The organism is Pseudomaricurvus sp. HS19, from assembly GCF_009857815.1.
Lineage (GTDB): Bacteria > Pseudomonadota > Gammaproteobacteria > Pseudomonadales > Cellvibrionaceae > Pseudomaricurvus.
On the sequence record NZ_WVVW01000018.1, the window covers coordinates 17602 to 40613 of the forward strand.

The 23012-nt window shown below is 52.9% G+C and carries 17 protein-coding genes; 2 read left to right on the forward strand and 15 right to left on the reverse strand.

Going from position 1 to position 23012, the window contains the following annotated elements:
• Positions 1–34 precede the first annotated feature (34 nt).
• The 6 genes from GSF27_RS17230 to GSF27_RS17255 all read right to left on the reverse strand — a co-directional run bounded on the left by GSF27_RS17230 (position 35) and on the right by GSF27_RS17255 (position 6119).
• A complete protein-coding gene (locus GSF27_RS17230) occupies positions 35–1300 on the reverse strand; it encodes an MATE family efflux transporter (protein WP_160971313.1) in 1266 nt (421 codons plus the stop codon).
• A gap of 84 nt (positions 1301–1384) precedes the next feature.
• Positions 1385–2110 (reverse strand): WecB/TagA/CpsF family glycosyltransferase, encoded by a 726-nt coding sequence (locus tag GSF27_RS17235; protein WP_160971314.1) that lies wholly within the window; start codon positions 2108–2110, stop codon positions 1385–1387.
• Positions 2094–3023 (reverse strand): glycosyltransferase family 2 protein, encoded by a 930-nt coding sequence (locus tag GSF27_RS17240; RefSeq protein WP_160971315.1) that lies wholly within the window; start codon positions 3021–3023, stop codon positions 2094–2096. The genes GSF27_RS17235 and GSF27_RS17240 overlap by 17 nt, the downstream gene beginning before the upstream one ends.
• Positions 3024–3050: 27 nt before the next feature.
• Positions 3051–4301: an O-antigen polymerase gene (locus tag GSF27_RS17245; RefSeq protein ID WP_160971316.1), complete on the reverse strand. Its 1251-nt coding sequence runs from the start codon at positions 4299–4301 to the stop codon at positions 3051–3053.
• A 22-nt stretch (positions 4302–4323) separates the two neighbouring features.
• Positions 4324–5223, reverse strand: a complete 900-nt coding sequence (locus tag GSF27_RS17250) for a sulfotransferase (protein WP_160971317.1) — start codon at positions 5221–5223, stop codon at positions 4324–4326.
• An 11-nt stretch (positions 5224–5234) separates the two neighbouring features.
• Entirely contained in the window at positions 5235–6119 is an 885-nt protein-coding gene (locus tag GSF27_RS17255; protein WP_160971318.1) for a sulfotransferase, read from the reverse strand.
• A gap of 1402 nt (positions 6120–7521) precedes the next feature.
• On the opposite strand from GSF27_RS17255, the gene GSF27_RS17260 reads away from it, so the two are divergent.
• Both GSF27_RS17260 and GSF27_RS18130 read left to right on the forward strand, forming a co-directional pair.
• The gene (locus GSF27_RS17260) at positions 7522–8055 is read left to right on the forward strand and encodes a hypothetical protein (protein WP_160971319.1); all 534 of its coding nucleotides are present in this window, start codon (positions 7522–7524) and stop codon (positions 8053–8055) included.
• A 375-nt stretch (positions 8056–8430) separates the two neighbouring features.
• The gene (locus GSF27_RS18130; RefSeq protein WP_160971320.1) at positions 8431–9837 is read left to right on the forward strand and encodes an O-antigen ligase family protein; all 1407 of its coding nucleotides are present in this window, start codon (positions 8431–8433) and stop codon (positions 9835–9837) included.
• A 718-nt stretch (positions 9838–10555) separates the two neighbouring features.
• Here GSF27_RS18130 and GSF27_RS17270 read toward each other — a convergent pair.
• From GSF27_RS17270 to cysN, 9 genes are all read right to left on the reverse strand, one after another.
• On the reverse strand, positions 10556–11551 hold the full coding sequence (locus GSF27_RS17270; protein WP_160971321.1) for an NAD-dependent epimerase: 996 nt from the start codon (positions 11549–11551) through the stop codon (positions 10556–10558).
• An 897-nt stretch (positions 11552–12448) separates the two neighbouring features.
• Entirely contained in the window at positions 12449–13840 is a 1392-nt protein-coding gene (locus GSF27_RS17275) for a UDP-glucose/GDP-mannose dehydrogenase family protein (RefSeq protein ID WP_160971322.1), read from the reverse strand.
• A gap of 62 nt (positions 13841–13902) precedes the next feature.
• On the reverse strand, positions 13903–14829 hold the full coding sequence (gene galU, locus GSF27_RS17280) for a UTP--glucose-1-phosphate uridylyltransferase GalU (RefSeq protein ID WP_160971323.1): 927 nt from the start codon (positions 14827–14829) through the stop codon (positions 13903–13905).
• 430 nt (positions 14830–15259) lie between these two features.
• Positions 15260–16126 carry a glucose-1-phosphate thymidylyltransferase RfbA gene (gene rfbA / locus GSF27_RS17285; protein ID WP_160971324.1) on the reverse strand — a complete coding sequence of 289 codons (867 nt, stop codon included), beginning with the start codon at positions 16124–16126 and terminating at the stop codon, positions 15260–15262.
• Between the two features lie 14 nt (positions 16127–16140).
• The gene (rfbB, locus tag GSF27_RS17290; RefSeq protein ID WP_160971325.1) at positions 16141–17214 is read right to left on the reverse strand and encodes a dTDP-glucose 4,6-dehydratase; all 1074 of its coding nucleotides are present in this window, start codon (positions 17212–17214) and stop codon (positions 16141–16143) included.
• Between the two features lie 60 nt (positions 17215–17274).
• Positions 17275–18159: a dTDP-4-dehydrorhamnose reductase gene (gene rfbD / locus GSF27_RS17295; RefSeq protein ID WP_160971326.1), complete on the reverse strand. Its 885-nt coding sequence runs from the start codon at positions 18157–18159 to the stop codon at positions 17275–17277.
• A complete protein-coding gene (gene rfbC / locus GSF27_RS17300; RefSeq protein WP_160971327.1) occupies positions 18159–18716 on the reverse strand; it encodes a dTDP-4-dehydrorhamnose 3,5-epimerase in 558 nt (185 codons plus the stop codon). Before rfbC ends, rfbD begins: the two co-directional genes overlap by 1 nt.
• Before the next feature lie 278 nt (positions 18717–18994).
• On the reverse strand, positions 18995–20740 hold the full coding sequence (locus tag GSF27_RS17305) for an SLC13 family permease (protein WP_160971328.1): 1746 nt from the start codon (positions 20738–20740) through the stop codon (positions 18995–18997).
• 770 nt (positions 20741–21510) lie between these two features.
• Entirely contained in the window at positions 21511–22959 is a 1449-nt protein-coding gene (cysN, locus tag GSF27_RS17310; RefSeq protein ID WP_160971329.1) for a sulfate adenylyltransferase subunit CysN, read from the reverse strand.
• Positions 22960–23012: the final 53 nt, after the last annotated feature.

Consider the following 23012-nt stretch of genomic DNA (forward strand, 5'->3'; position numbering starts at 1 on the left):
GCGCAATTGCTTTTGAGGAAATCACGCAGTACACCTAGCCTATCGGCAAAAAACCCAAACGTCTCTTTACCATCCATAAGGCACCTAAATTCTGAGCCGACAGCCCAACTGCAGTTGCAATAGCAGCCCCCAAAACCCCCCACTGACTAGTAAAAAATACTGCACTGACTATTGATATTGGTCCAGAAATAAATGTAACTCTTTTTAAGTCCCGTTCATGACCACTCATGCTCAAAAGGTAAGCCACAGACCCTGTTGCAACATTAACCAATTGGCCCAACGCCATAATCACCAATAGTGTCGCACCTGCCTCAAAACCAGAACCAAAAAGCCGCATGATTTCAGAAGGGAAAATAATCACTAGAGAGAAGGCAGGCAACATCACTAATATCATCGCCCTAGTAGAATTGCGCGCCAAACTCCTGACCCGATCAACCTTCCCCGATGACCATAACTGTGCATATCTGGGCGCTACAACCGTATTGACAATAGATAAGATAAAACTAGCAAGCATCGCTGTCCTTTGAGCCGCTGACAGGTATGCCAACTCTTCAGCTTGAACAAATATTGCCGCCATCACGATCGCTGACCAATTGGCCAGAACATTCATACATGACACCGCCCAAAGATTTCCGCTTGCAACAAGCTGGCGCCGATCCCAAAGGGCTTCCAACTTAAAGGATACGCCCTCTCCCGAAAACCAAGCTACGAGCGCGAACAACAACATTATCCAAGAACATATAACGAATATAATCTCGGCTTCTCGCGACGTTGACTCTATTAAACCTCCCTCCAAGAGAGCATTAAATGACAATAAAAATAATGCTGTCACACCAAGATTTTGAAAGATCGTGGCAAATACAACTCGCTGCTGCCCTTGAAACGCAAATCCCAGGGCCATAAAACAGGACATCGCCGGGAGCGCCAAAAGCATTATTTGAAGTGGGTTCTCAACAACCTCGCTCGCCCAAACCAATTCAAGGAGAGCATCCCCAGCAATCAAGGCAACGAACAAAAAAATGCTTGTCGCTAATAAAATCCAAATCAACCCCCGATACAGAGTCGCTTGAGCTGCTTCATCAACGCCACCACAAGCGACCGCCCTCATAATGACACTATCAAGACCTAATCGAAACAGAATGGCAATCGCAGACATAAACGACAGCCCCCACAAAAACGCACCTGCCTCCGCACCCTCCATTGTGCGAGAGACGAACATAGTCAAAAAAAACAGTAACGCTCCTGACCCCAACTTAACAAAAGCTGTTGCGGATATTTTTTTTAAGACATTCGCATCCATTTTAAAACTGACTATCCACATGACATTGCGCTACCGATTACTTAAGCAGAAATCTTGACACAAAAATTTCAGAAAACAAAAAAACTACACTTTTAGCGCCCAGAACTTAATCTTTAACCGCAAAACACCCAATAAAAAAACAACATTACCTATTATGTACCGGCGCGAGAGCCTAACAGGATCGTTAGCCAGCCTCCAAAGCCACTCAAGCCTTAAATTTCGAAAGATTTTTGGTGACCGAAGTTCCCTACCTGTAAGAAAATTTAAAATCGCCCCTCCCGAAATAATTACTACTGTCAGGTTCGGAAAAGCCTCTTTTATCTCCCTTGCCAACAATTCTTGTTTTGGCATTCCCATTGCCAGCAAAATCACTTCAGGATGCCAAAGCTTTACCGCCGATAGGTAGTCACTCGTAACATAATCAAACCCATTAAGCCCTCCAGCCCAGCGAAGATCGGTATTAGCAAAAACCCAGTGAGAAAAATCATCAATAACTTGGTCTGTAGACCCCAAAACCGATACAGTCCGACAACCAAGAGCTGACAACAACTCCGGTATAAGATCTGTGCCATTATTATTATCTCCTACGATTTTTCCACACATCCTTAGCGCAATCTCGACTCCAGCACCATCGCGCAATAAGTAATCCGACGAATCAAGAGCCAGCCGGAACTTATCATTTCTATAGGCGAGATTAACTGCATGAGCATTGAGGAAATTCACTACACATGGGCCTTTTTTTCTTTCTACTATTGAAAGAATAACTTCTCGTTGAGCCCCAACCCTTACCTGGTCAAAAATATTTTTCACGTAAAAATTCCGCTAAATTTCTACCAAATCCAAACACATAGATTGGCAGTAAAAACTTCATGACCGAACCGCCGAATGTACCGCTATAATGCTTCTTGATAAAGTATTCTAGCGAGTCGAATTTCAATGCCGCCACAACTGGGCTAAACCTATTCGAGGAATTCCAACCATGAACGTGCACAATCGGCGGAGAATTAACCTCTATAATTCGCCTACCCCTGGCCTTTGCCATCAGACAAACATCCTCGTCCTCTCCGTAAAGAAATATATTCTCATCAAAAAGCCCAAACTCTTCGATGTACTCACCTGAGACCAGCATTGCAGCACCACAAACCCAGTCAACTTTCACCGTATCATAGTTGGGCGGGATCAATTGATGATTCCGTCTATAGCTAGAGTATTTTTTTGACACTTTTGCCAACACCTTACCCAACCCTAAAGCCGATACTAACCTCATAAATCTATAGAATCCGGGCAGGACTTGAACTAACCACTTGCCAGCCGAGGAAAATGTGTAAGACGAGGTTTGGGTCGCCCCATCCGGATACACCATTTTCAATCCGCATACGGCAACGTCTTTTTCCGACTGCATGAAATTAATCACTCGAAACATATCGACATCAGGATTCAAAAAGGCGTCGGCATTCAGGAGAAAATAGTAATCAGCACTAATATGACGGCACCCGATGTTATTAGCAGTACCGAACCCCAAATTTTCCTTTAGAGGCACCAAGGAGACCCACGAATGTCGCCCTACAATTTCTAGTGTTCTATCCGAAGACGCATTATCAACCACTACGACTTTTACACCATTTTTGAGCACCAAATGCTCAAGAGACAGAATACAATTTTCAATATATTGTTCAGAATTAAAGGTCACAATAACCACTGACAACTGAACACCTTCTGTCAACCCCCTATTCACGCAACTCCCCCACAATCAAACTATTTTCACTCTGCGAATAGAAAAATTAAAAAAACTTGTACACCACCGGATTCCCATGACAATAACCATGCATATCAACATGTAAAGCGGAAAATAACCAAAGAACGTCCCAAGAAAAGAATAGAACCAAGCCACCTGAATAAACCCGACAACAAATGCAAGATAAATCGAAGCGCCTGCCCTAATGGTTAAGCTATTGACTAATACACCATATACAAAGCAAAGAATAAACGCTCCCGATACAGCCCCCCAAAAGCCAAAATCTAGATAGAGACCACCCAAAAACGTTGGAGGAAGACCTCCGCCGCCCTCCCATACCGCAAATCGATCTTTCAAGTAATAAACGACTGACTCACTTGCCCCAGGAATAAAAGACGAAAGATCCATAAGAATCCCTCGCCCCATTAAATAGTCTCCAGCGACATTATCCATTATCAACTGAAGAACATTAACATGCACCCCAAGCCTAACTACTAAATAACTTAGTGTAGCCAGAAAAAACTCCATTGCGCCCCCGCCAGAGATATCGATACCGTAAATAGCATGCCCGCTCACATACGACCTCATGACCCCCATAAAGGCGATCAATAGCACAACAGTTCCAGCCAACATAAGCGCCTTTACACTTACTACTCTGAGCATTGACAATACAACCGCGCTCATCAACACCAAGAAAATTACGTTACCTCTCCATCCACTAAGCGCAACAAAAACCACGACAAACGAAAAATACAAAAATCCCTTTTTGTATTTTTTTAATAGAAGCAAGTTTAGAACATGAAAATTCATAAACCCCTTAAAAAACCAAGTAAAGAATCCCATGCCTGTTGCAAATACCTGCCTTGCCATCCCCACATCATGAGATAGCGCGGGAACACCCCTCAATAGATATAGCATTAAGTAACCCAAAACACCCACCAGAAAGAAAACGTAAGACTCCTTTTCTGAGACAGATAAGTGTAAAAAGGTCACTCCTGATGAATGCCGGTAGCGCGAGAAAACCCAGATGTTCGCACAAATTAACCCCATCATTGCTGTAACATGACAAACCACTACCATAACCTTTAGTTCATCAGAGTAATAAAGAAACTCAACCAAATATTCTGCAAAGCTGATCGGCAAATAAAAGACCAGTAAGAAAAGTATGTTGGTAAAAAATACAGGACTCAAAAACAGTGTCTTAGGATCACGAAATAGCTGGAGCGCAACCGCAATAAGAGTTATAAATCCGGCAAAATAAATCACCCCCTGTCACCTCCCGGATTTCTTATTTTCTGAATCTTCTCCACGGAACCCCCCCAATCAGCTCACCTAGGTCATCCACATCTTTCTGATAATAATCTTTAAGTTGATCTTTAATCTCACACCCTACGATCTTTTTATCAATTGTATTTTTACTAACCAGAAACTCCTTTAACTTGGAGCCGAATTTAGCAGGAACCACTAACTTCGCCGCCCGCAGAAAAACTCCTGGCGACAACAGCCGGGCCACCAGTTTTGATCTGGGAGCGCCAGAACGATTAAACCTCTCTTCCAGATTCCAGTCACAGCTCTCTATTCCTAGAAAATCTGTAATTTCTGACATCACTTGCAGCGGGGATCGAGCCAAATCCTCTTGAAAGACAATCTTCACATCCTTTCGAGAAAAAACGTCATAAAGCGCTTTGACTTTTTCAAGATACAATCCCCCAGCACGGTACTCCCAGAAATCCGAGTACCCTAACTTCACCCGGGAATCTTCTGCCGATATCGCATCTTCAAATTCGAGAGGCTCCCTCGCCTCCCTTACAAGATGCATATATTGGGACACGGCCTTTTTTACCGGGTCTCGAAGCATTAAGATTACTTTTACTCTAGGAAATCTCTCTCTTATCTCACTAAAGCATTCCGGATGCTGGAAGTATGATGGTGAAATATCCCCTAGTATTTGATCTTGCTGAGCACTTGAATAAAATTTCTCATACTGGCTCCAACTAGACGGACAGCCATCCAATGAATACCTATCCCCAGGTCCAGACAACCTACGATCCAGGTACCGTCTAGAAAAAAAATGTAATTCTTTTTTCTTAGGCAAGAATATTCTAGGGTGCTGACCCAAGTAGTGATACAAACTGGTGGTCCCGCACTTAGGGGCGCCGACACAAACAAAATCCAATTCAAAGCTCATAACCATAACGTCTATTTTAAATACTTTACAGTTCTCCAGCTGGAGACATTCAAATCATAATCTCTTATCAGATTATCAAGGTCCTTAGAAAAAAATTTAGCAAGCTTTTCCTCCTCCTCTACAGAAATATAAACCTTTCCTGCCGGGCTCATTATCAGCGACCGAAGGACAGCCTTAATTGATCCACTCAACCAATACGCCAAAAACCTCCTGAGAGGTCTAAAATGGAAAAGCTTTCGGGCAACAACATTTTTAACCTCTCCCGCCTTATTGGAATGCGACAATTTCGAAACACTATAGAAACTGCCTGACAAACCCAACCAAACAAAAAGTCTTTTGTAAAAATGGCTTGGACTTTCCATTAAGTCATCAAAAAGGCAAATAAAAACATTATCTCCACCAAAAATTTCCATCGCATTTTTAACCCCTTCATAGTACCTGCCGCATTCTATATACATGTGCGACACCCTATAGCCTTTTTCAGATCGACTATAGTCTTCTTCAATCGCATCAAATAACGACTTTTTTTGAACCCCCTCTCTTACATCCATACTCCAATGAGACAGCAATCTATCTATTGGGTCCCTCAAAACTATTAAGATCTTGGCATCCGGGCACACCTCTTTAATACTTTCCATAGCAGGTTTGCTATAAAAATATGACGTACTTGATTCGCCAATTACTCTGTCCCCAGCGCTAGCTTTTGAAAAAAGCTTGTAATAATCGCTATCTGATCTAATGTTTTTTTGAGAGATGCCAAAATCACCAACATTGGAGAAGAAGTGGGGCTCTTTCAATTCTGACATAAAGATATGATCTTGCGCCGACAAAACCTCATGTATTGAAGTCGTTCCTGCCTTGGGAACCCCAATCAAAAAGAAATTCGGTTTTTTCACTAGACACCCTTTCCTTTCACCAAAAAATAATCTACACCAAAACGCCTACTTAGAAATCTGGACAATGCAGAACTTACTGCACAGCGCCAGAATATTGGCCATAGTTCGAAGCAGACATTTATGAAACTCCGAAAGATTTATCTCATCTGCATATCGTAAAGCATGTACTATAATTAAATTTCTCAGAGAATTAGATAATTCTAGAAAGTTAAAATTCTCTTCCGGAAGAAGCCTCTACACCTTAGACTAATTCAATTCAAACCTTAAAAACCTCAGGCGCGCGCAACGAGCTTGAAGAATGCCTGCAGCCCAAACTAATGACGCGGCCAAGCCGGTCAACAAGAAAATCTCGATAGCGTTGAAGTAGAAGTTGATACACCTAAAGCCCGTTGATTGCGCGAAAATTAATTCACGTTATATACTCTTGGCTCAAAAATAATTCCTTATTCAAACCAATTGGATCAGAGTAAATTGATTCCGGTTAACGATCACATCTCTCCGTCTCTGGCCTGCTAATACCTGCCCCAAGAGACAACGAAATACGCATCGCTTTCGACAAAAGCTGGAATTGCCAGCAACTCGAGGGCCAAATTCCCCCTAACGATTACCACCCAGCCAGGTAAGCGCATTTCACATCAACGCATAGCGGGTCACTTCACCACCGGTATCTGACGAAGTTATGCATCTGCAATTTCAGTCTTTGGGGAGGAGTGGCTCTATATAGAAGCAATACGACAGGCAGGACATCATCAATGTTCTTCCCTATTTCACCGGCTACCGCCATAGGCAGAGAACTGAAATCCCGCCAACAACCCGCGAAACGCAAGCGCCCCCTTGGCTCCATTTACTCGCACCGGCCCAACGACGCGGTACGTAAAGGCGAGAATTCTAGAACAAAAGTTGAATCGGGTCACATTTCTAAGGCGCTTCTTTTAGATGAATATGATAGGGATTTTTAAATCCCTATTACTTGCCGATTATTTTTTGATCCAATTGAGTGGCGAGTGGCGAGTGGCGAGTGGCGAGTGGCGAGTGGCGAGTGGCGAGTGGCGAGTGGCGAGTGGCGAGTGGCGAGTGGCGAGCAGGGTGATGCTCATCCGTCCTGGTAGAGCACGCGTTTTTAGATTCATATTAAAGGCGTTTCTGAATTTTTATTACCGCCTGTCGGGTTTTGAGCGCCCGCTTCGCCCCAAGCCACAAATACGCAAGCCAATCGCCAATTTTTGTCTGCGTCGCAGTTCACATTTGGCGGCGCATAAATTATCATCGGAACTCAGAAGTTTGGGGGACAGGTTTTCGGCTTTAGCCGCAAGCCCGTAATCAAAAGCAATATTAGGATTAGGCCAGTTAAAGGTCGCGACAGGCCGATACTTGTCGATTCCGTGAAAGGACTTTACTCATCATGAAATTAACGCATCTACTGATCGCCGGGCTGGTTGCCATGCCTATTGGCATTGCACACGCGCAGACCGTAACCGGTTCCAGTCAACAACAGGCACTTTCTCCCGCGCAGCAAAGCTTTCTGAATCAATTAGCGGTGCATATGCAGGGCTTGGTAGGCAGAAACCCACAGGCTCTGCAACAATCGCTGATGGAGTTTGTTGGCGCCTACCCTGATGTTGCTGTAGATCTGATCCCGGAAATCGCGGACCTGGTGGGCCCGATGGGACTCACAATGGCAGAGGATGCATCCGCTCCGACTGGTACTCCACACCCTACCGTTAGCGAATATTTAACGAGTCAGCTGGCACAGATGGGCTATACCCCATCAGTTATTGCAAACAGTGGCGCTACTGGTGCTGGCGGTGGTGGTGCAGGAAACCAGCCCCCGGGCTTTGGGCAGCCGGGGCAACTAAATAATGGGACTGGCCAGCAACCTAGCGGTGGGGTCGTGCCCGTGCTAGTAGAGCAGCAACTAAGCGGCTCACCAACCTAAGGGTTGATCGCGGTATCGGTAGACTATCCCGATTTGCGGAACTGACGATTGAGAAACCCGGCATTGCCGGGTTTTTTATTGTTCGTTCAGACGAGATGATTCGCAGCAGATCGGTGTGGTTGGGTAGCCGTTTGAAGGGATTGCCCGGACGATAAGGTGAATTCCGGTACAGCCAGAAGATGAGATGGTCTGGGGTAGCGGGTTCATGCGAAAGAGAGAAAGATCGCCCGGGGGATAAGGTGAATTTCGGCGCAGCCGGAAGATGGGATGGTCTGGGCCACCGGGCTCCTACGATAAGAGGGGGCTGGTCCGTGACAGAGCCGAGCGCCGACCGTATGATGCCTACCCATATTTTATCTATTCAGATTTTTGACCGTGCCTGCTGCTTCTTACCCCAATATATCCCTAACATCTGATCGCTTTGTCTACGCCCTGTTTCTGGGGTTGCTGGTGTGGCTGCCGATGCCGCTGGGGAGCAATCGCCCCTGGGCGTGGCATCTGCTGGAACTGATAACCTTTGGGCTGTGCGCCTGGTGGGTTGCGCTGCATTGGCGTGGCTCAGTGACGGCGCCGACGGCGTTACGGGAGGGGCGCACCGCCGTAATGTGCCTGCTGTTGTTTGCCGGGGTGATGTTGTTGCAGTTACTGCCGTTGCCTGTGGAACTGATCGCCCTACTGCGCCCCTTTGATGCACAACTGGAAACGGGCAGCTGGGCGCCGGTCTCGGTCGACACGCAGACCACATGGATGCACGCCCGCACTACCCTGGCGTTTACGGCGCTGGCCTTTTTAACCCTGGCCCTGATTCGCACCCCCGGGCGCTTGCGCGCCCTGGCGCTGGCACTGCTGATCAGCGGTACCTTGCAGGCGGTATACGGCAGCCTGATGACCTTGTCCGGCAGTGAGTACGGCTTTTTTATCAAGAAGCAGCATTACCTCGGTAACGCCACCGGCACCTTTGTAAACCGTAACCATCTGGCCAACTACCTGATCCTCTGTATTGCCGCCGGTACCGGCCTACTGTTGTCTGATCTCTATCAGCGCTCCGCCAAAAGCTGGCAGGAAAGCGGTCGGCGCCTGCTGGATACCCTGCTGGGCAGCAAGGTGCGAGTGCGGATTGCACTGGCCATGATGGTGATTGCGCTGGTACTGACCCGCTCCCGCATGGGCAATACGGCGTTCTTTTTCAGCCTGTTGGCCACCGGCTTCATCTGGTTGTGGCTGACCCGGCGCATTACCCGCGGCAGTATTATTTTGCTGATCAGCCTGGTGGTGATCGACTCGTTGATTGTGGGTGCCTGGTTTGGCTTTGATAAGGTGGCCGAGCGCCTTGAGGGCACCGCCTTTACCAAAGAGACCCGGGACGAGGTCAACCGCGACACCTGGACGCTGATCAAGGATCAGCCGCTGCTGGGTTCCGGCGCCGGCACCTATTTTGAAGTCTTCCCCCGCTACCGGCAGCAGGATATTCCCATCTATTACGACCACGCCCACAACGACTACTTCCAGTTTGTGGTGGAGCACGGCGTGCTGGGCTGCCTGCCGCTGCTGGCCTTTATCCTGCTATCGGTACGACAGGCCATCGCCACCATGCGCCAGCGCAAGACGCTGCAGTTCCAGGCCATGGCCTTTGCCCCGGTGATGGTGGTCATCGCCCTGCTGCTGCACAGCACAGTGGATTTCAGCCTGCAGATACCGGCCAACGCTGCGACGGTGGTGGTGTTGATGACGTTGGCGTGGGTGGTTAGGTATATGCCGAGGATGAAACAAAGCAGGAGCTAGGTGCTAGGTGCTAGGTGCTAGGTGCTAGGTGCTAGGTGCTAGGTGCTAGGTGCTAGGTGCTAGGTGCTAGGTGCTAGGTGCTAGGTGCTAGGTGCTAGGTGCTAGGTGCTAGGTGCTAGGTGCTAGGTGCTAGGTGCTAGGTGCTAGGTGCTAGGTGCTAGGTGCTAGGTGCTAGGTGCTAGGTGCTAGGTGCTAGGTGCTAGGTGCTAGGTGCTAGGTGCTAGGTGCTAGGTGCTAGGTGCTAGGTGCTAGGTGCTAGGTGCTAGGTGCTAGGTGCTAGGTGCTAGGTGCTAGGTGCTAGGTGCTAGGTGCTAGGTGCTAGGTGCTAGGTGCTAGGTGCTAGGTGCTAGGTGCTAGGTGCTAGGTGCTAGGTGCTAGGTGCTAGGTGCTAGGTGCTAGGTGCTAGGTGCTAGGTGCTAGGTGCTAGGTGCTAGGTGCTAGGTGCTAGGTGCTAGGTGCTAGGTGCTAGGTGCTAGGTGCTAGGTGCTAGGTGCTAGGTGCTAGGTGCTAGGTGCTAGGTGCTAGGTGCTAGGTGCTAGGTGCTAGGTGCTAGGTGCTAGGTGCTAGGTGCTAGGTGCTAGGTGCTAGGTGCTAGGTGCTAGGTGCTAGGTGCTAGGTGCTAGGTGCTAGGTGCTAGGTGCTAGAGGATTATGCTCTTTGGGTTCGCTTTTCCTAGTCCCTAGAAGCGAAGCGTCCTCGTACCTAGAAGCGCAGCGCCCTAGTACCTCCCCTTGAACCAATCCACAAATCTCTTCATCCCTTCCTGAATGGTGGTACTGGGCTTGAAGCCTGTGGCTTGTTGCAGGCTGTCGATGTCGGCATAGGTACGGGGCACGTCGCCTGGCTGCATGGGGAGGTAGATTTTATCGGCCTCTTTGCCGCAGGCGGATTCGATGGCTTCGATAAATTCGGTGAGCTGGATGGGTTGGTTGTTGCCGATGTTGTAGACGCGGTAAGGGGCGCTGCTCATGGCGGGGTCGGTGCCGTGCCAGTTGAGATCGGCTTTGGGGATAACATCCTGGATGCGGATGACACCTTCAACGATATCGTCGACGTAGGTGAAGTCGCGCTGCATCTGGCCATTGTTAAAGACTTTGATGGGTTCGCCCTTGAGGATGGCGTCGGTAAACAGCCATGGCGCCATGTCGGGGCGCCCCGCCGGGCCGTAGACGGTGAAGAAGCGCAGGCCGGTGGTGGGGATGTCGTACAGGTGCGAGTAGGCGTGCGACATCAGCTCGTTGGATTTTTTGGTGGCGGCGTAGAGGGAGACCGGGTGATCGACGCCGTCGCTGGTAGAGAACGGGATCTTGGGGTTCATGCCGTAGACGGAGCTGGATGAGGCGTAGACCAGGTGTTCGACCTTGTGGTGACGGCAGCCTTCGAGAATGGTCATGTGGCCCGTCAGGTTGGAGTCGACGTAGGCCATGGGGTTTTGCAGGGAGTAGCGTACGCCCGCTTGTGCTGCCAGATGGATAACCCGCTGGAATTGTTCTTTGGCAAACAGATCAGCCATGCCGTCGCGGTCGGCGAGGTCGAGCTTGATAAAGCGGAAGTTGTCGTAGGGAGCGAGCTGGGCGAGACGATAGTCCTTGAGGCGTACGTCGTAGTAGTCGTTGAGGTTATCGATACCCACGACGTCGTGCCCCTGCTCCAGCAGGCGTTTGGCGGTGTACATGCCTATGAAGCCGGCGGCTCCTGTTACCAGATATTTCACGGTATTCCTTTTGCCTCTTTCCCTGTGAGTTCGCGCTTGGGCTGTGGATTCCCGCCTGCGCGGGAATGACGGAAGTTCTAGGTTCTAGGTTCTAGGTTCTAGGTTCTAGGTTCTAGGTTCTAGGTTCTAGGTTCTAGGTTCTAGGTTCTAGGTTCTAGGTTCTAGGTTCTAGGTTCTAGGTTCTAGGTTCTAGGTTCTAGGTTCTAGGTTCTAGGTTCTAGGTTCTAGGTTCTAGGTTCTAGGTTCTAGGTTCTAGGTTCTAGGTTCTAGGTTCTAGGTTCTAGGTTCTAGGTTCTAGGTTCTAGGTTCTAGGTTCTAGGTTCTAGGTTCTAGGTTCTAGGTTCTAGGTTCTAGGTTCTAGGTTCTAGGTTCTAGGTTCTAGGTTCTAGGTTCTAGGTTCTAGGTTCTAGGTTCTAGGTTCTAGGTTCTAGGTTCTAGGTTCTAGGTTCTAGGTTCTAGGTTCTAGGTTCTAGGTTCTAGGTTCTAGGTTCTAGGTTCTAGGTTCTAGGTTCTAGGTTCTAGGTTCTAGGTTCTAGGTTCTAGGTTCTAGGTTCTAGGTTCTAGGTTCTAGGTTCTAGGTTCTAGGTTCTAGGTTCTAGGTTCTAGGTTCTAGGTTCTAGGTTCTAGGTTCTAGGTTCTAGGTTCTAGGTTCTAGGTTCTAGGTTCTAGGTTCTAGGTTCTAGGTTCTAGGTTCTAGGTTCTAGGTTCTAGGTTCTAGGTTCTACGTTCTACAGCATTATGTCCTTTGCCTTTCCTAGTACCTAGCAGCGAAGCGTCCTCGATCCTAGAAGCGAAGCGTCCTCGCCACTCGAACCTAGAAGCGAAGCGTCCTCGCCACTCGAACCTAGAAGCGCAGCGCCCTCGGCCCTAGTAGCGAAGCGGCCCTAGTCCCTTCCCTTAGATCTTCGGCTCCACCGACAACCCACGCCCAATGGCGTAGTAGGCAATGCCTTTACCCTGCATCACTTGCGGGTCGAACAGGTTGCGGCCGTCGACGATCACGGGGTTACTGAGCTGGGATTTGATCAGGTCGAAGTCCGGGGCGCGGAAGTTGGGCCACTCGGTGCAGATGACCAGGGCGTCGGCGCCTTTGAGGGTGGCTTCTTTGGTGCCCATCAGGTGCAGGTCGTCGCGGCTGCCGTAGATGCGCTGGCACTCTTCCATGGCTTCCGGATCGTAGGCCTGGACGTTGGCTCCCACACTCCACAGGGCTTCCATCAGCGCGCGACTGGACGCTTCGCGCATGTCGTCGGTTTTGGGCTTGAAGGAGAGCCCCCACAGGGCAATGGTTTTGCCCGCCAGGTCGTTGTTGAAGTAGTGGTTGAGGTAACCAAACAGCTTCTCTTTCTGGCGGTAGTTGACCGCTTCTACCGCTTTCAGGATCTGGCTGTTGTAGCCGATGCCGTCGGCGGTGCGGATCAGTGCCTGTACATCCTTGGGGAAGCAGGAGCCGCCGTAACCGGCGCCGGGGTAGATAAACTGGTAACCGATACGGGTGTCGCTGCCGATACCTTTACGCACGTTCTCGATGTCGGCACCCACCTGCTCGGCGATGTTGGCCATCTCGTTCATAAAGCTGATTTTGGTGGCCAGCATGCAGTTGGCGGCGTACTTGGTCAGCTCGGCGCTGCGGGCATCCATAAAGATCATGCGATCGTGGTTGCGGTTAAACGGTGCGTAAAGTTCACGCATCACCTTGGTGATGTGCTCTTCGTCGTCGCCGGGGCGAATGCCAATCACGATACGGTCCGGGCTCATGCAGTCAGCAACCGCGGCGCCTTCCTTGAGGAATTCGGGGTTGGAGACTACGGCAAAAGGCTGGGTGCCAGCACTGGATTGCTTCGCTGCGCTCGCAATGACGGCATCGCGGGCTGCCAGTGTGGCAGCGATGGTGTTCGCCACTTTGTCGGCGGTGCCTACCGGGACGGTGGACTTGTCCACTACGATTTTGTAGTCGTCCATGTGGGTGGCGATGGTGTTCGCCACGGCCAGTACGTATTTGAGGTCGGCGCTGCCGTCTTCGTCGGGCGGGGTGCCAACGGCGATAAACTGTACTTCGCCAAACTTCACGCCTTCGGCGGCGTCGGTGGTGAAGTGCAGCAGGCCGGCTTCGTAATGCTCTTTGACCAGCGGCGTCAGGCCCGGCTCATAGATGGGGATGCTGCCCTGCTTGAGCTTTTCGATCTTCTGCGCGTCCACGTCCACACAGCAGACCTGGTGTCCTGCGTCTGCCAGTACGGCGGCCTGTACCAGGCCGACGTAGCCGATTCCAAATACGGTAATTTTCATAGCGTTCCAGTTACTACTTTGGCATTCAAGTCAGATGACAGCCCCGGGGCTGACCGACAAGGTTAGCCGTTGGCTGTTTCATTTTGTGTTTGGGTCAGTTCCTGCAGCAATTCTCGCACACCAGCACCGACTTCGCTGTGCTGCAGGGCGTATTCCATCTGCGCGCGCATATAACCCAGCTTGTTGCCACAGTCGTGGCTCTTGCCAACGATGCGGTAGGCGTCTACCTGAGCCTGCTTCAGCAGGTCGTCGATGGCGTCGGTAAGCTGGATTTCGCCGCCGGCACCAGGCTGGGTGCGGGCCAGCAGGTCCCAGATGGAGGCAGGCAGTACGTAGCGACCTACCACGGCCATATTGGACGGGGCGGCATCCACAGAGGGCTTTTCCACCATGCCGTCGATGCGGGCGCTGCCGCCTTCGTTCAATTCGGCGCCAAGACAGTCAACCACGCCGTATTTGGTCACCTCTTCCCAGGCTACCGGCTCTACCATGATCTGGCTGGCACCGCTGGTGTGGAAGTTACGCACCATGGCGGCGAGGTTATCACGACCCAGGTCGGAGCGGTGCTGGTCTACCAGCACATCCGGCAGCAGCACGGCAAAGGGGGCATCGCCCACCACCGGCTTGGCGCAGAGAATGGCGTGGCCCAGGCCCTTGGCTTCGGCCTGGCGTACGGAGATGACGGTCACGTCCTGCGGCACGATGGAGCGCACCTCTTCCAACAGCTGGCGCTTGAGGCGCTTCTCCAGCTGGGCTTCCAGCTCGAAGGTGGTGTCGAAGTGGTTTTCGATGGCGTTCTTACTGGCGTGGGTCACCAGCACAATCTCTTTGATGCCCGCGGCAATCGCCTCGTTGACGACATACTGAATCAGCGGCTTGTCGACAATGGGCAGCATCTCTTTGGGAATCGCCTTGGTGGCGGGCAACATACGGGTGCCCAGGCCAGCCACGGGGATAACTGCCTTGGTGACGGGAGCTGATGTGGACATATTCTATATTCCTTTATGGGTTTTCTAACGCCGCTCGGTCCGTTGAGCATAGCGGTGATTTGGCTGTGGTGCGCTTAGTGGGAAGGGACCTGTCGACAGACCATCCAAACCTGAAACCTCCGGCAAATCCCCGTTCTACGCCCTGTAAACTGCGACGGTTCTGACAGCGGCACAAGTTACCACTTAGGGGGAGGCTGATCAATCGCGGGGAGGGGCTAGGAGCTAGGAGCTAGGAGCTAGGAGCTAGGAGCTAGGAGCTAGGAGCTAGGAGCTAGGAGCTAGGAGCTAGGGGATTATGCTCGTTGGGTTTGCTTTTCCTAGTACCTAGAAGCGCAGCGTCCTCGAACCTCAAAGCGAAGCGCCCTGAACCCTGTAGCGAAGCGTCCTAGAAGCGCAGCGTCCTCGCCCCTCTAAGCGCAGCGCCCTGCCCCTAAAACTCCATCACATCGAGCAAATATTGCCCATACCCACCCTTCAGCAGTGGTTGTGCCAGATCGCGCATCTCGGCGTCCGAGATCCACTTCTGGCGCCAGGCGATCTCTTCGGGGCAAGCGATCTTGAGGCCCTGGCGTTGTTCGATGGTCTGGACGAAGAGGCCTGCGTCCATCAGGGAGTCGTGGGTTCCGGTATCGAGCCAGGCGGAGCCGCGTCCCATCAGCTCCACCTGCAGGTCACCACTCTCAAGGTACATTTTGTTGAGGTCGGTGATTTCCAGCTCGCCGCGGGCGGAGGGCTTGATTTGCTTGGCCATCTCGACCACGTTTTTGTCATAAAAATAGAGGCCGGTAATCGCATAACGGGATTTGGGGTGCGCCGGCTTCTCTTCAATGCTGATAGCCTTGCCCTCGTCATCGAACTCCACCACACCAAAGCGCTCCGGGTCTTTCACCGGATAGGCGAAGACCGTAGCTCCCTGCTGCTTTTGGGTGGCAGCTGTCATGGCACCACTAAGGCCATGGCTGAAAAACAGGTTGTCGCCAAGCACCAGCGCACAGCTGTCACCACCGATAAACTCCTCGCCAATCAGGAACGCCTGAGCCAGGCCGTCCGGTGAGGGCTGGATGGCATATTGAAGGGAGATACCCCACTGGCAGCCATCGCCCAGCATCTGGGAAAAGCGGGGGGTATCCTCAGGAGTGGAAATAATCAGGATCTCGCGAATCCCCGCCAGCATCAACGTGCTGAGCGGGTAATAGATCATCGGCTTGTCGTAGACCGGCAGCAGTTGTTTACACACACCCATAGTGATGGGGTAAAGACGTGTACCGGAACCTCCGGCCAGAATAATTCCTTTCATTTTCTACTCCGTACTTAACCAATAACGCCCAGGCGCTGCCCCTGATAAGAGCCATCCTGTACACGCCGCCACCACGTTTCATTGGCCAGATACCAGGCCACGGTTTTGCGGATACCGCTTTCGAAGGTCTCCTGCGGCACCCAGCCCAGTTCGCGCTCAATTTTGCCGGCATCAATGGCGTAGCGTACATCATGTCCCGGGCGGTCGGTGACGTGGGCTATCAGGGAGGCGAACCCGCCTGGATTCCCGCCTGCGCGGGAATGACGATTGTCCGGGGCCAGATCTTCTAGGATGTCACAGATAGTGTGTACCACATCGATATTGCGACGCTCGTTGTGGCCGCCGATATTATAGGTCTCCCCTACTACACCTTCAGTTACCACTTTCACCAGTGCCCGGGCGTGGTCCTCCACATAGAGCCAGTCACGCACCTGGGTGCCATCGCCGTACACCGGCAATGGCTTACCTGCCAGTGCGTTGAGAATCATTAACGGAATAAGCTTCTCGGGGAAGTGGTAAGGGCCATAGTTGTTGGAGCAGTTGGTGACGACGGTGGGCAGACCGTAGGTGCGTAACCACGCCCTGACCAAATGATCACTGGAGGCCTTACTGGCTGAATACGGTGAGCTGGGCTCATAGGCTGTGGTTTCGGTAAACAGTCCTTCCGGCCCCAGGTCGCCATACACTTCATCGGTGGAGATATGGTGAAACCGAAACCCGGCCTTTTGTTCTGGATCCAGCGACTGCCAATAACGGCGGGCCACTTCCAGCAGGTTATAGGTACCGACTATATTGGTCTGTATAAAGTCCGCGGGACCGTCGATGGAGCGGTCCACATGACTCTCGGCAGCGAGGTGCATTACCGCATCGGGGAGGAAGTCATTAAACGCTTGCTCCAGCGCGGACTGGTCACGAATATCAATCTGCCGGAATAGATAGCGGGGGGAGTCACTACAGGGGATGGACTCCAGGTTACCAGCGTAGGTGAGCGCGTCGATGTTGAGCACCTGATGCTCTGTCTCGCCTATCAAGTAGCGCACTACAGCGCTGCCAATAAAACCGGCACCGCCGGTCACCAGAATTTTCATATCACGTCCTTAAATACGCCGCGGCATCTTCTCGCCCGGCGCTGAATGAATCCGTCTCTGTTACGATGCCTGCAAACTGGCCAGAACACTCTTCAGGCCCTGCTGCCAGTGCGGCATAGGCTCAGACAGCCAGCCATTGAGGCGGCCGGTGTCCAACACTGACCAGGCCGGACGAGCAGCCGGCGTCGGGTAATCCGCGGTAGTGATGGGGTTTACCTTTGGTGCTCGCGGCAAAATGCCCTGCTCTACCGCCTCAGCAAAAATCGCGCAGGCAAAGTCGTACCAACTGCACTGGCCCTGGTTGCTGCAGTGGTAGATTCCCCAGGGCAGCTCGTGATCTTTGCTATAGGCTGTGACAAATTCGGTGATGACACGCGCGATATCACCGGCATAGGTTGGACAGCCGACCTGGTCTGCCACCACACCCAGCTCCGGCCGCGACTGGCCCAGTCTGACCATGGTTTTGACGAAGTTGTTGCCCTGCTCACCAAACACCCAGCTGGTACGCAGGATGATGTGCTGTGGCTGCAGTACCTGCAGTTGTCGCTCCCCCGCCAGCTTCGACGCACCGTACACGCCCATGGGGTCGACCGGGTCGGATTCGGTATAGGGCCTGTCAGACTTACCATTGAAGACGTAATCGGTGGAGATGTGCAGTAGCGGGATGCCCTGCGCGGCACAGGCCTGGGCCAGCAGACCGACACTGTCACCGTTGACCATCTGCGCCAGGGCTTCTTCTGATTCGGCTTTATCAACAGCTGTGTAAGCGCAAGCGTTAACCACGAATTGCGGTGCGTGGCGTTGCACCGCGGATATCACCTGCATCGGCTCGGCAAAATCGGCATCGGCCCGGGTCAGGGCGACCACGTCCAATCCCGCCTTGGTCAGGCTTTGGCGACAGGCTGAGCCCACCTGGCCATTAGCGCCAAAGAGCAGCACCTTCATCAGCTGCGCTCCTGCATCAGCTGCTGGCGATACTCTCCCAGTGTGGGTAATTGCTGGTCTTTTTCGGAGAGCTGGGGATTTGAGATTCCCCAGTCAATTCCAATGGCAGGATCGTTCCAGAGAATGCCACCCTCATCACTCGGGTCGTAGTAATCGGTGCATTTGTACTCAAAGTCCGCGTATTCCGAAAGCACCACAAAACCGTGAGCATAGCCAGGTGGCACCCAGAACTGGCGGTGGTTCTCTGCCGACAGCAGTACCGCTTCGTACTGACCGAAGGTGGCCGAGTCCGGGTTTATATCCAGCGCCACATCCAAAACCTCACCGCTGACTACACGCACCAGCTTGCCCTGGGGCCGTGTGCGCTGGAAATGTAACCCGCGCAATACACCACGGGCTGAGCGGGAGTGGTTATCCTGCACGAAAGGCAGTTCGATCCCCGCTTCGTCCCGATAGCGCTGTTGCTGGAATGTTTCGAGAAAAAAGCCCCGGTGATCACCAAATACCTTGGGCTCGATGATAACCACGCCCGGCAGCCCTGTTTTAATAACTCGCATGCTTACCCTGCAATCAAATAGTGTCCTTTTTGGCCACCTTTTTCGGACAAATTACCACTCTAGTTAGGGGTAATCGAAAGCCGCTTAGATTACTGCAGATGACAGGAGATTTCGAGGATTACGCAGGAGCTAGGAGCTAGGAGCTAGGAGCTAGGAGCTAGGAGCTAGGAGCTACAAAATTATGCTCGTTGGGTTTGCTTTTCCTAGTACCTAGTAGCGCAGCGCCCTAGAACCTAGTAGCGCAGCGTTCTGGATCCTAGAAGCGAAGCGTCCTGGGCCTACAGAAAAAGCCAGCTGATCACCCCAACACTCACTACACTGTAGGTAAACAACAGTGGCAGACCCAGCTTGAGGTAGTCCAGCAGGCGGTAGTTACCGGCGGTGTAGACCATCAGGTTGGTCTGGTAGCCGTAGGGCGACAGGAAGCTGGCACTGGCACCGAAGGCCACCGCCATGACAAACGCCATATAGCTCTCACCCCAGTGGCTGGACAGCGCCATGGCCAGGGGGAACATGATGGCCGCGGCGGCGTTGTTGGTGACCAGTTCGGTAAACAGCCAGGTGAGGATAAAGACCCCGATCAATGCACCCAGAGGGCTGAGGCCGCCGAGGGTACCGCCGGCCCAGACAGAAATGGCCTCGGCCATACCGCTGCTGATCATGGCCTGGGAGAGCCCCAGTGCACCGCCGATGACCACCAGCAGCTGATAGGGGAAACGGGCCTTGATCTCTTCCATGGTGAGGGTGCCGGTCAGCACCAGTGCCGCCAGCAGGATAACCAGGCCCTTGATCAACGGTACCAGGCCGGCTGCGCCGAGGGCGACTACCGCCATAAAGCTGCCGAACACCAGCCATTCGCGGCTGCCTGTCAGCGGGCGACTGGTCTCGATACCACCCACCACAATAAAGTCAGCGGCAATGTCGCGGCGACGGTTGAAGTCGTCACCCACGGCCAACACCAGTGAGTCACCGGCCTGCAGCTCAAGTCGGCCAAGCCCCCCCTTGAGGCGCTGGTCGCCGCGGCGCACAGCCACTACGGCAGCATCAAAGCGGGAACGGAAATCCACCTGTTTGATGGTGCGCCCCACCAGCCCCGCCGTGGGCGACACGATCACTTCCACCAGGTTGTCGCGGACCGACTGGTCAAACTCGTCCGGAGACACCAGGCCACTGAATTCATCCAGCAGTTCCAGCGCGGAGAGGTCCCCGGTAAACACCAGTACGTCCCCTTCCATCAGCACTTCCTGGGGGCTGACCGGCGCCATGATCTGGTGTTCGCGAATCACTTCCACCAGGAAGATACGCTCCAGCCGGCGCAAGCCGTTGTCCTGCACCGAGTGGCCGATCAGGGGAGAGCCGGCGGCGATCTGCCGCTCGATAAAGTAGTCCTGGCTGCTGCTTTCCTGTGCCAGCTTTTGTTTGGGCAGCAGTCGCGGCGCCAGAAGCACCATCACCACCAGACAGGTGATGAACACCGGCAGACCGATGAAGGTGAAATCAAAGAAGCCCAGGGATTCGTAACCCGCCTGTTGCACAAAACCATTTACGATCAGGTTGGTGGAGGTTCCAATCAGGGTCAGTGTGCCGCCGAGGATCGAGGCATAGGAGAGCGGCAGCAACAAACGCGACGCGGAGCCGTCGGCCTGACGCTTGAGCGGGCCGAGCATGGCGGAAACCACGGCGGTGTTGTTCACGAATGCGGAACAGATACCCACTATGCCGGAGAGCTTCAGCGTAGAGCGATGAATGGAACCGTTGGCGATAGAGGAGATCATGCGGCGCATAAAACCGGTGCGCTCCAGCGGCACTGCCACCAGGAACAGCAGCATCAGAGTCAGCAACGACGGATTGGTGTAGCCCTTGAGCAACTCCGGCAACGGCAAGACGTTGAGCAGGTAGAGCACAACGCTGGAGCCCAGGAAAATAATCCAGGGCTGAATACGGGTAAAGATCAGCAATGCGATAATGATCAGCAGATCCAACGCCACCAGGGCGGCTGCATATTCTTCAATAAAAGACAGCATGTTGTTCCTTACGCTGACGCACTGCGAAATGCCGGCACTCTGTTGCCAGCTGGATTAGGGAAGATGGAACGGGATATTAGCACAGTGCTTTAGAACACGAAGTAGACGCCGCACCACTTTATTAGACTCTTTATCTCTATGGTTAGAACGAACCACGGTTCATCACGATACCGCACTACGTTGGCTTGTTACTGTGCCAAACATAGGTTGCCGCGCTACGCTCGCAACGACGGACTGCCGGGACCGGGATCCACAACCGTTCCTCCCCCACCCCGTCATCGCGAGGCGTGCCTTTGACGCCGACGCGATCCATGTCTGGCACAACCTGACATCGGAGTCGTTATGGGTTGCCGCGCTGCGCTCGCAACGACGGACTGCTGGGACCGGGATCCACAACCGTTCCTCCCCCACCCCGTCATCGCGAGGCGTGCCTTTGACGCCGACGCGATCCATGCCTGGCACAACCTGACATCGGAGTCGTTATGGGTTGCCGCGCTGCGCTCGCAACGACGGACTGCTGGGACCGGGATCCACAACCGCTCCTCCCCCACCCCGTCATCGCGAGGCGTGCCTTTGACGCCGACGCGATCCATGTCTGGCACAACCTGGCACCGGAGTGAACATGGGTTGCCGCGCTGCACTCGCAACGACAAGACGCTTGAAGGTAAGCGAATGAGGCCAAACGAGCCACAGAGTAGTTGCTATAGCGAGGAGTACAGAAAAAGAACAAGGGTATGCGGTGCAGGCACCGGGCCTGCACCGCACGTACTTTACAGCACGTCTTTCAGGGCTTTATAGAGTGCAACCAGTTGCGACTCACTCAGGCCATCCACCTGCGCGCTCAGCTCCTGCAGACGGGCCTTGACGTCGTTCTTCAGGTCGGAAGTTTCGACACCGGTATCCAGGCCTTTCAGGCTCAGGTCGCTGACGATCATGCCCGCACCCACAGTACCGTTGGTAATGCGGTCGATGATGATGAACGCACCGGTGACACGGTTGTCATCGTAGCGGTCAAAGATCACCGGCATATCGAAGCTGAGATCACACAGGGCGATTTCGTTCAGCTCCAGGCCTTCGGCGGCGCTGGTGGCCATGGTGTTCACATCGATCTTGTGCTCGATGTTAACCACGTTGCCCATGGCTTTCTTGGTGGCGAATTTCACCGCGTACTGCTTGTGCAGCTTGAGGGCGTCTTCGGCCATCCAGATCACGTGCGCTTTCACACCGCGGCTGACGGTTGGCAGGTCGTCGGCTTTAACCAGCATGTCGCCACGGCTAACGTCGATCTCGTCCTGCAGGGTCAGGGTGATGGCCTGATCGGCAATCGCCTCTTCGATATCACCGTCAAAAGTGGAGATGGTCTTCACCTTGCTGCGCTTGCCGGAAGGCAGGGAGACCACTTCGTCACCGGGACGTATGGTGCCGGAGGCGATGGTACCGGCAAAACCGCGGAAGTCGAGGTTTGGACGGATCACGTACTGCACTGGCAGACGGAAGTTTTCCAGGTTGCGGTCGCTGGCGATCTCGATGGTTTCCAGGGTCTCCATCAGGGTTTTGCCAGTGTACCAGCCGGTCTGCTCGGAACGGTTCACCACGTTGTCACCGCGCAGGGCAGAGATTGGGGCGAACTGGATGTCCGGAATATTCAGCGCCTTAGCGAACTCTTTGTAGTCAGCAACGATTTCGTTGAAGCGGTCTTCGCTGAAGTCCACCAGGTCCATCTTGTTGATGGCAACCACGACGTGCTTGATACCCAGCAGGGAGGCAATGAAGCTGTGACGTCTGGTCTGGGTCATAACACCGTGACGGGCATCCACCATAACGATGGCCAGGTCACAGTTGGAGGCACCGGTAGCCATGTTGCGGGTGTACTGCTCGTGGCCGGGGGTGTCCGCGATGATGAACTTGCGCTTGTCGGTGGAGAAGTAGCGGTAGGCCACATCAATGGTGATGCCCTGCTCACGCTCACTCTGCAGGCCGTCAACCAGCAGCGCCAGGTCGAACTCCTCGTCGGTGGTGTTGAACTTCTTGGAGTCGTTCTTGATGGCGGACAGGTGATCTTCGAAGATCATCTTGGAGTCGTGCAGCAGACGACCAATCAGGGTGCTTTTACCATCGTCCACGCTGCCGCAAGTCAGGAAGCGCAGCAGTTCTTTGTTTTCGTGTTGATCCAGGTAGCCGAGGATATCCTGTTCAAGCAGAGAAGTTGATTCAATCATAACAATCTCGTTTCTAAATTCTGTTCTTGGTCAGCGACACGGTTGGTTCCGCT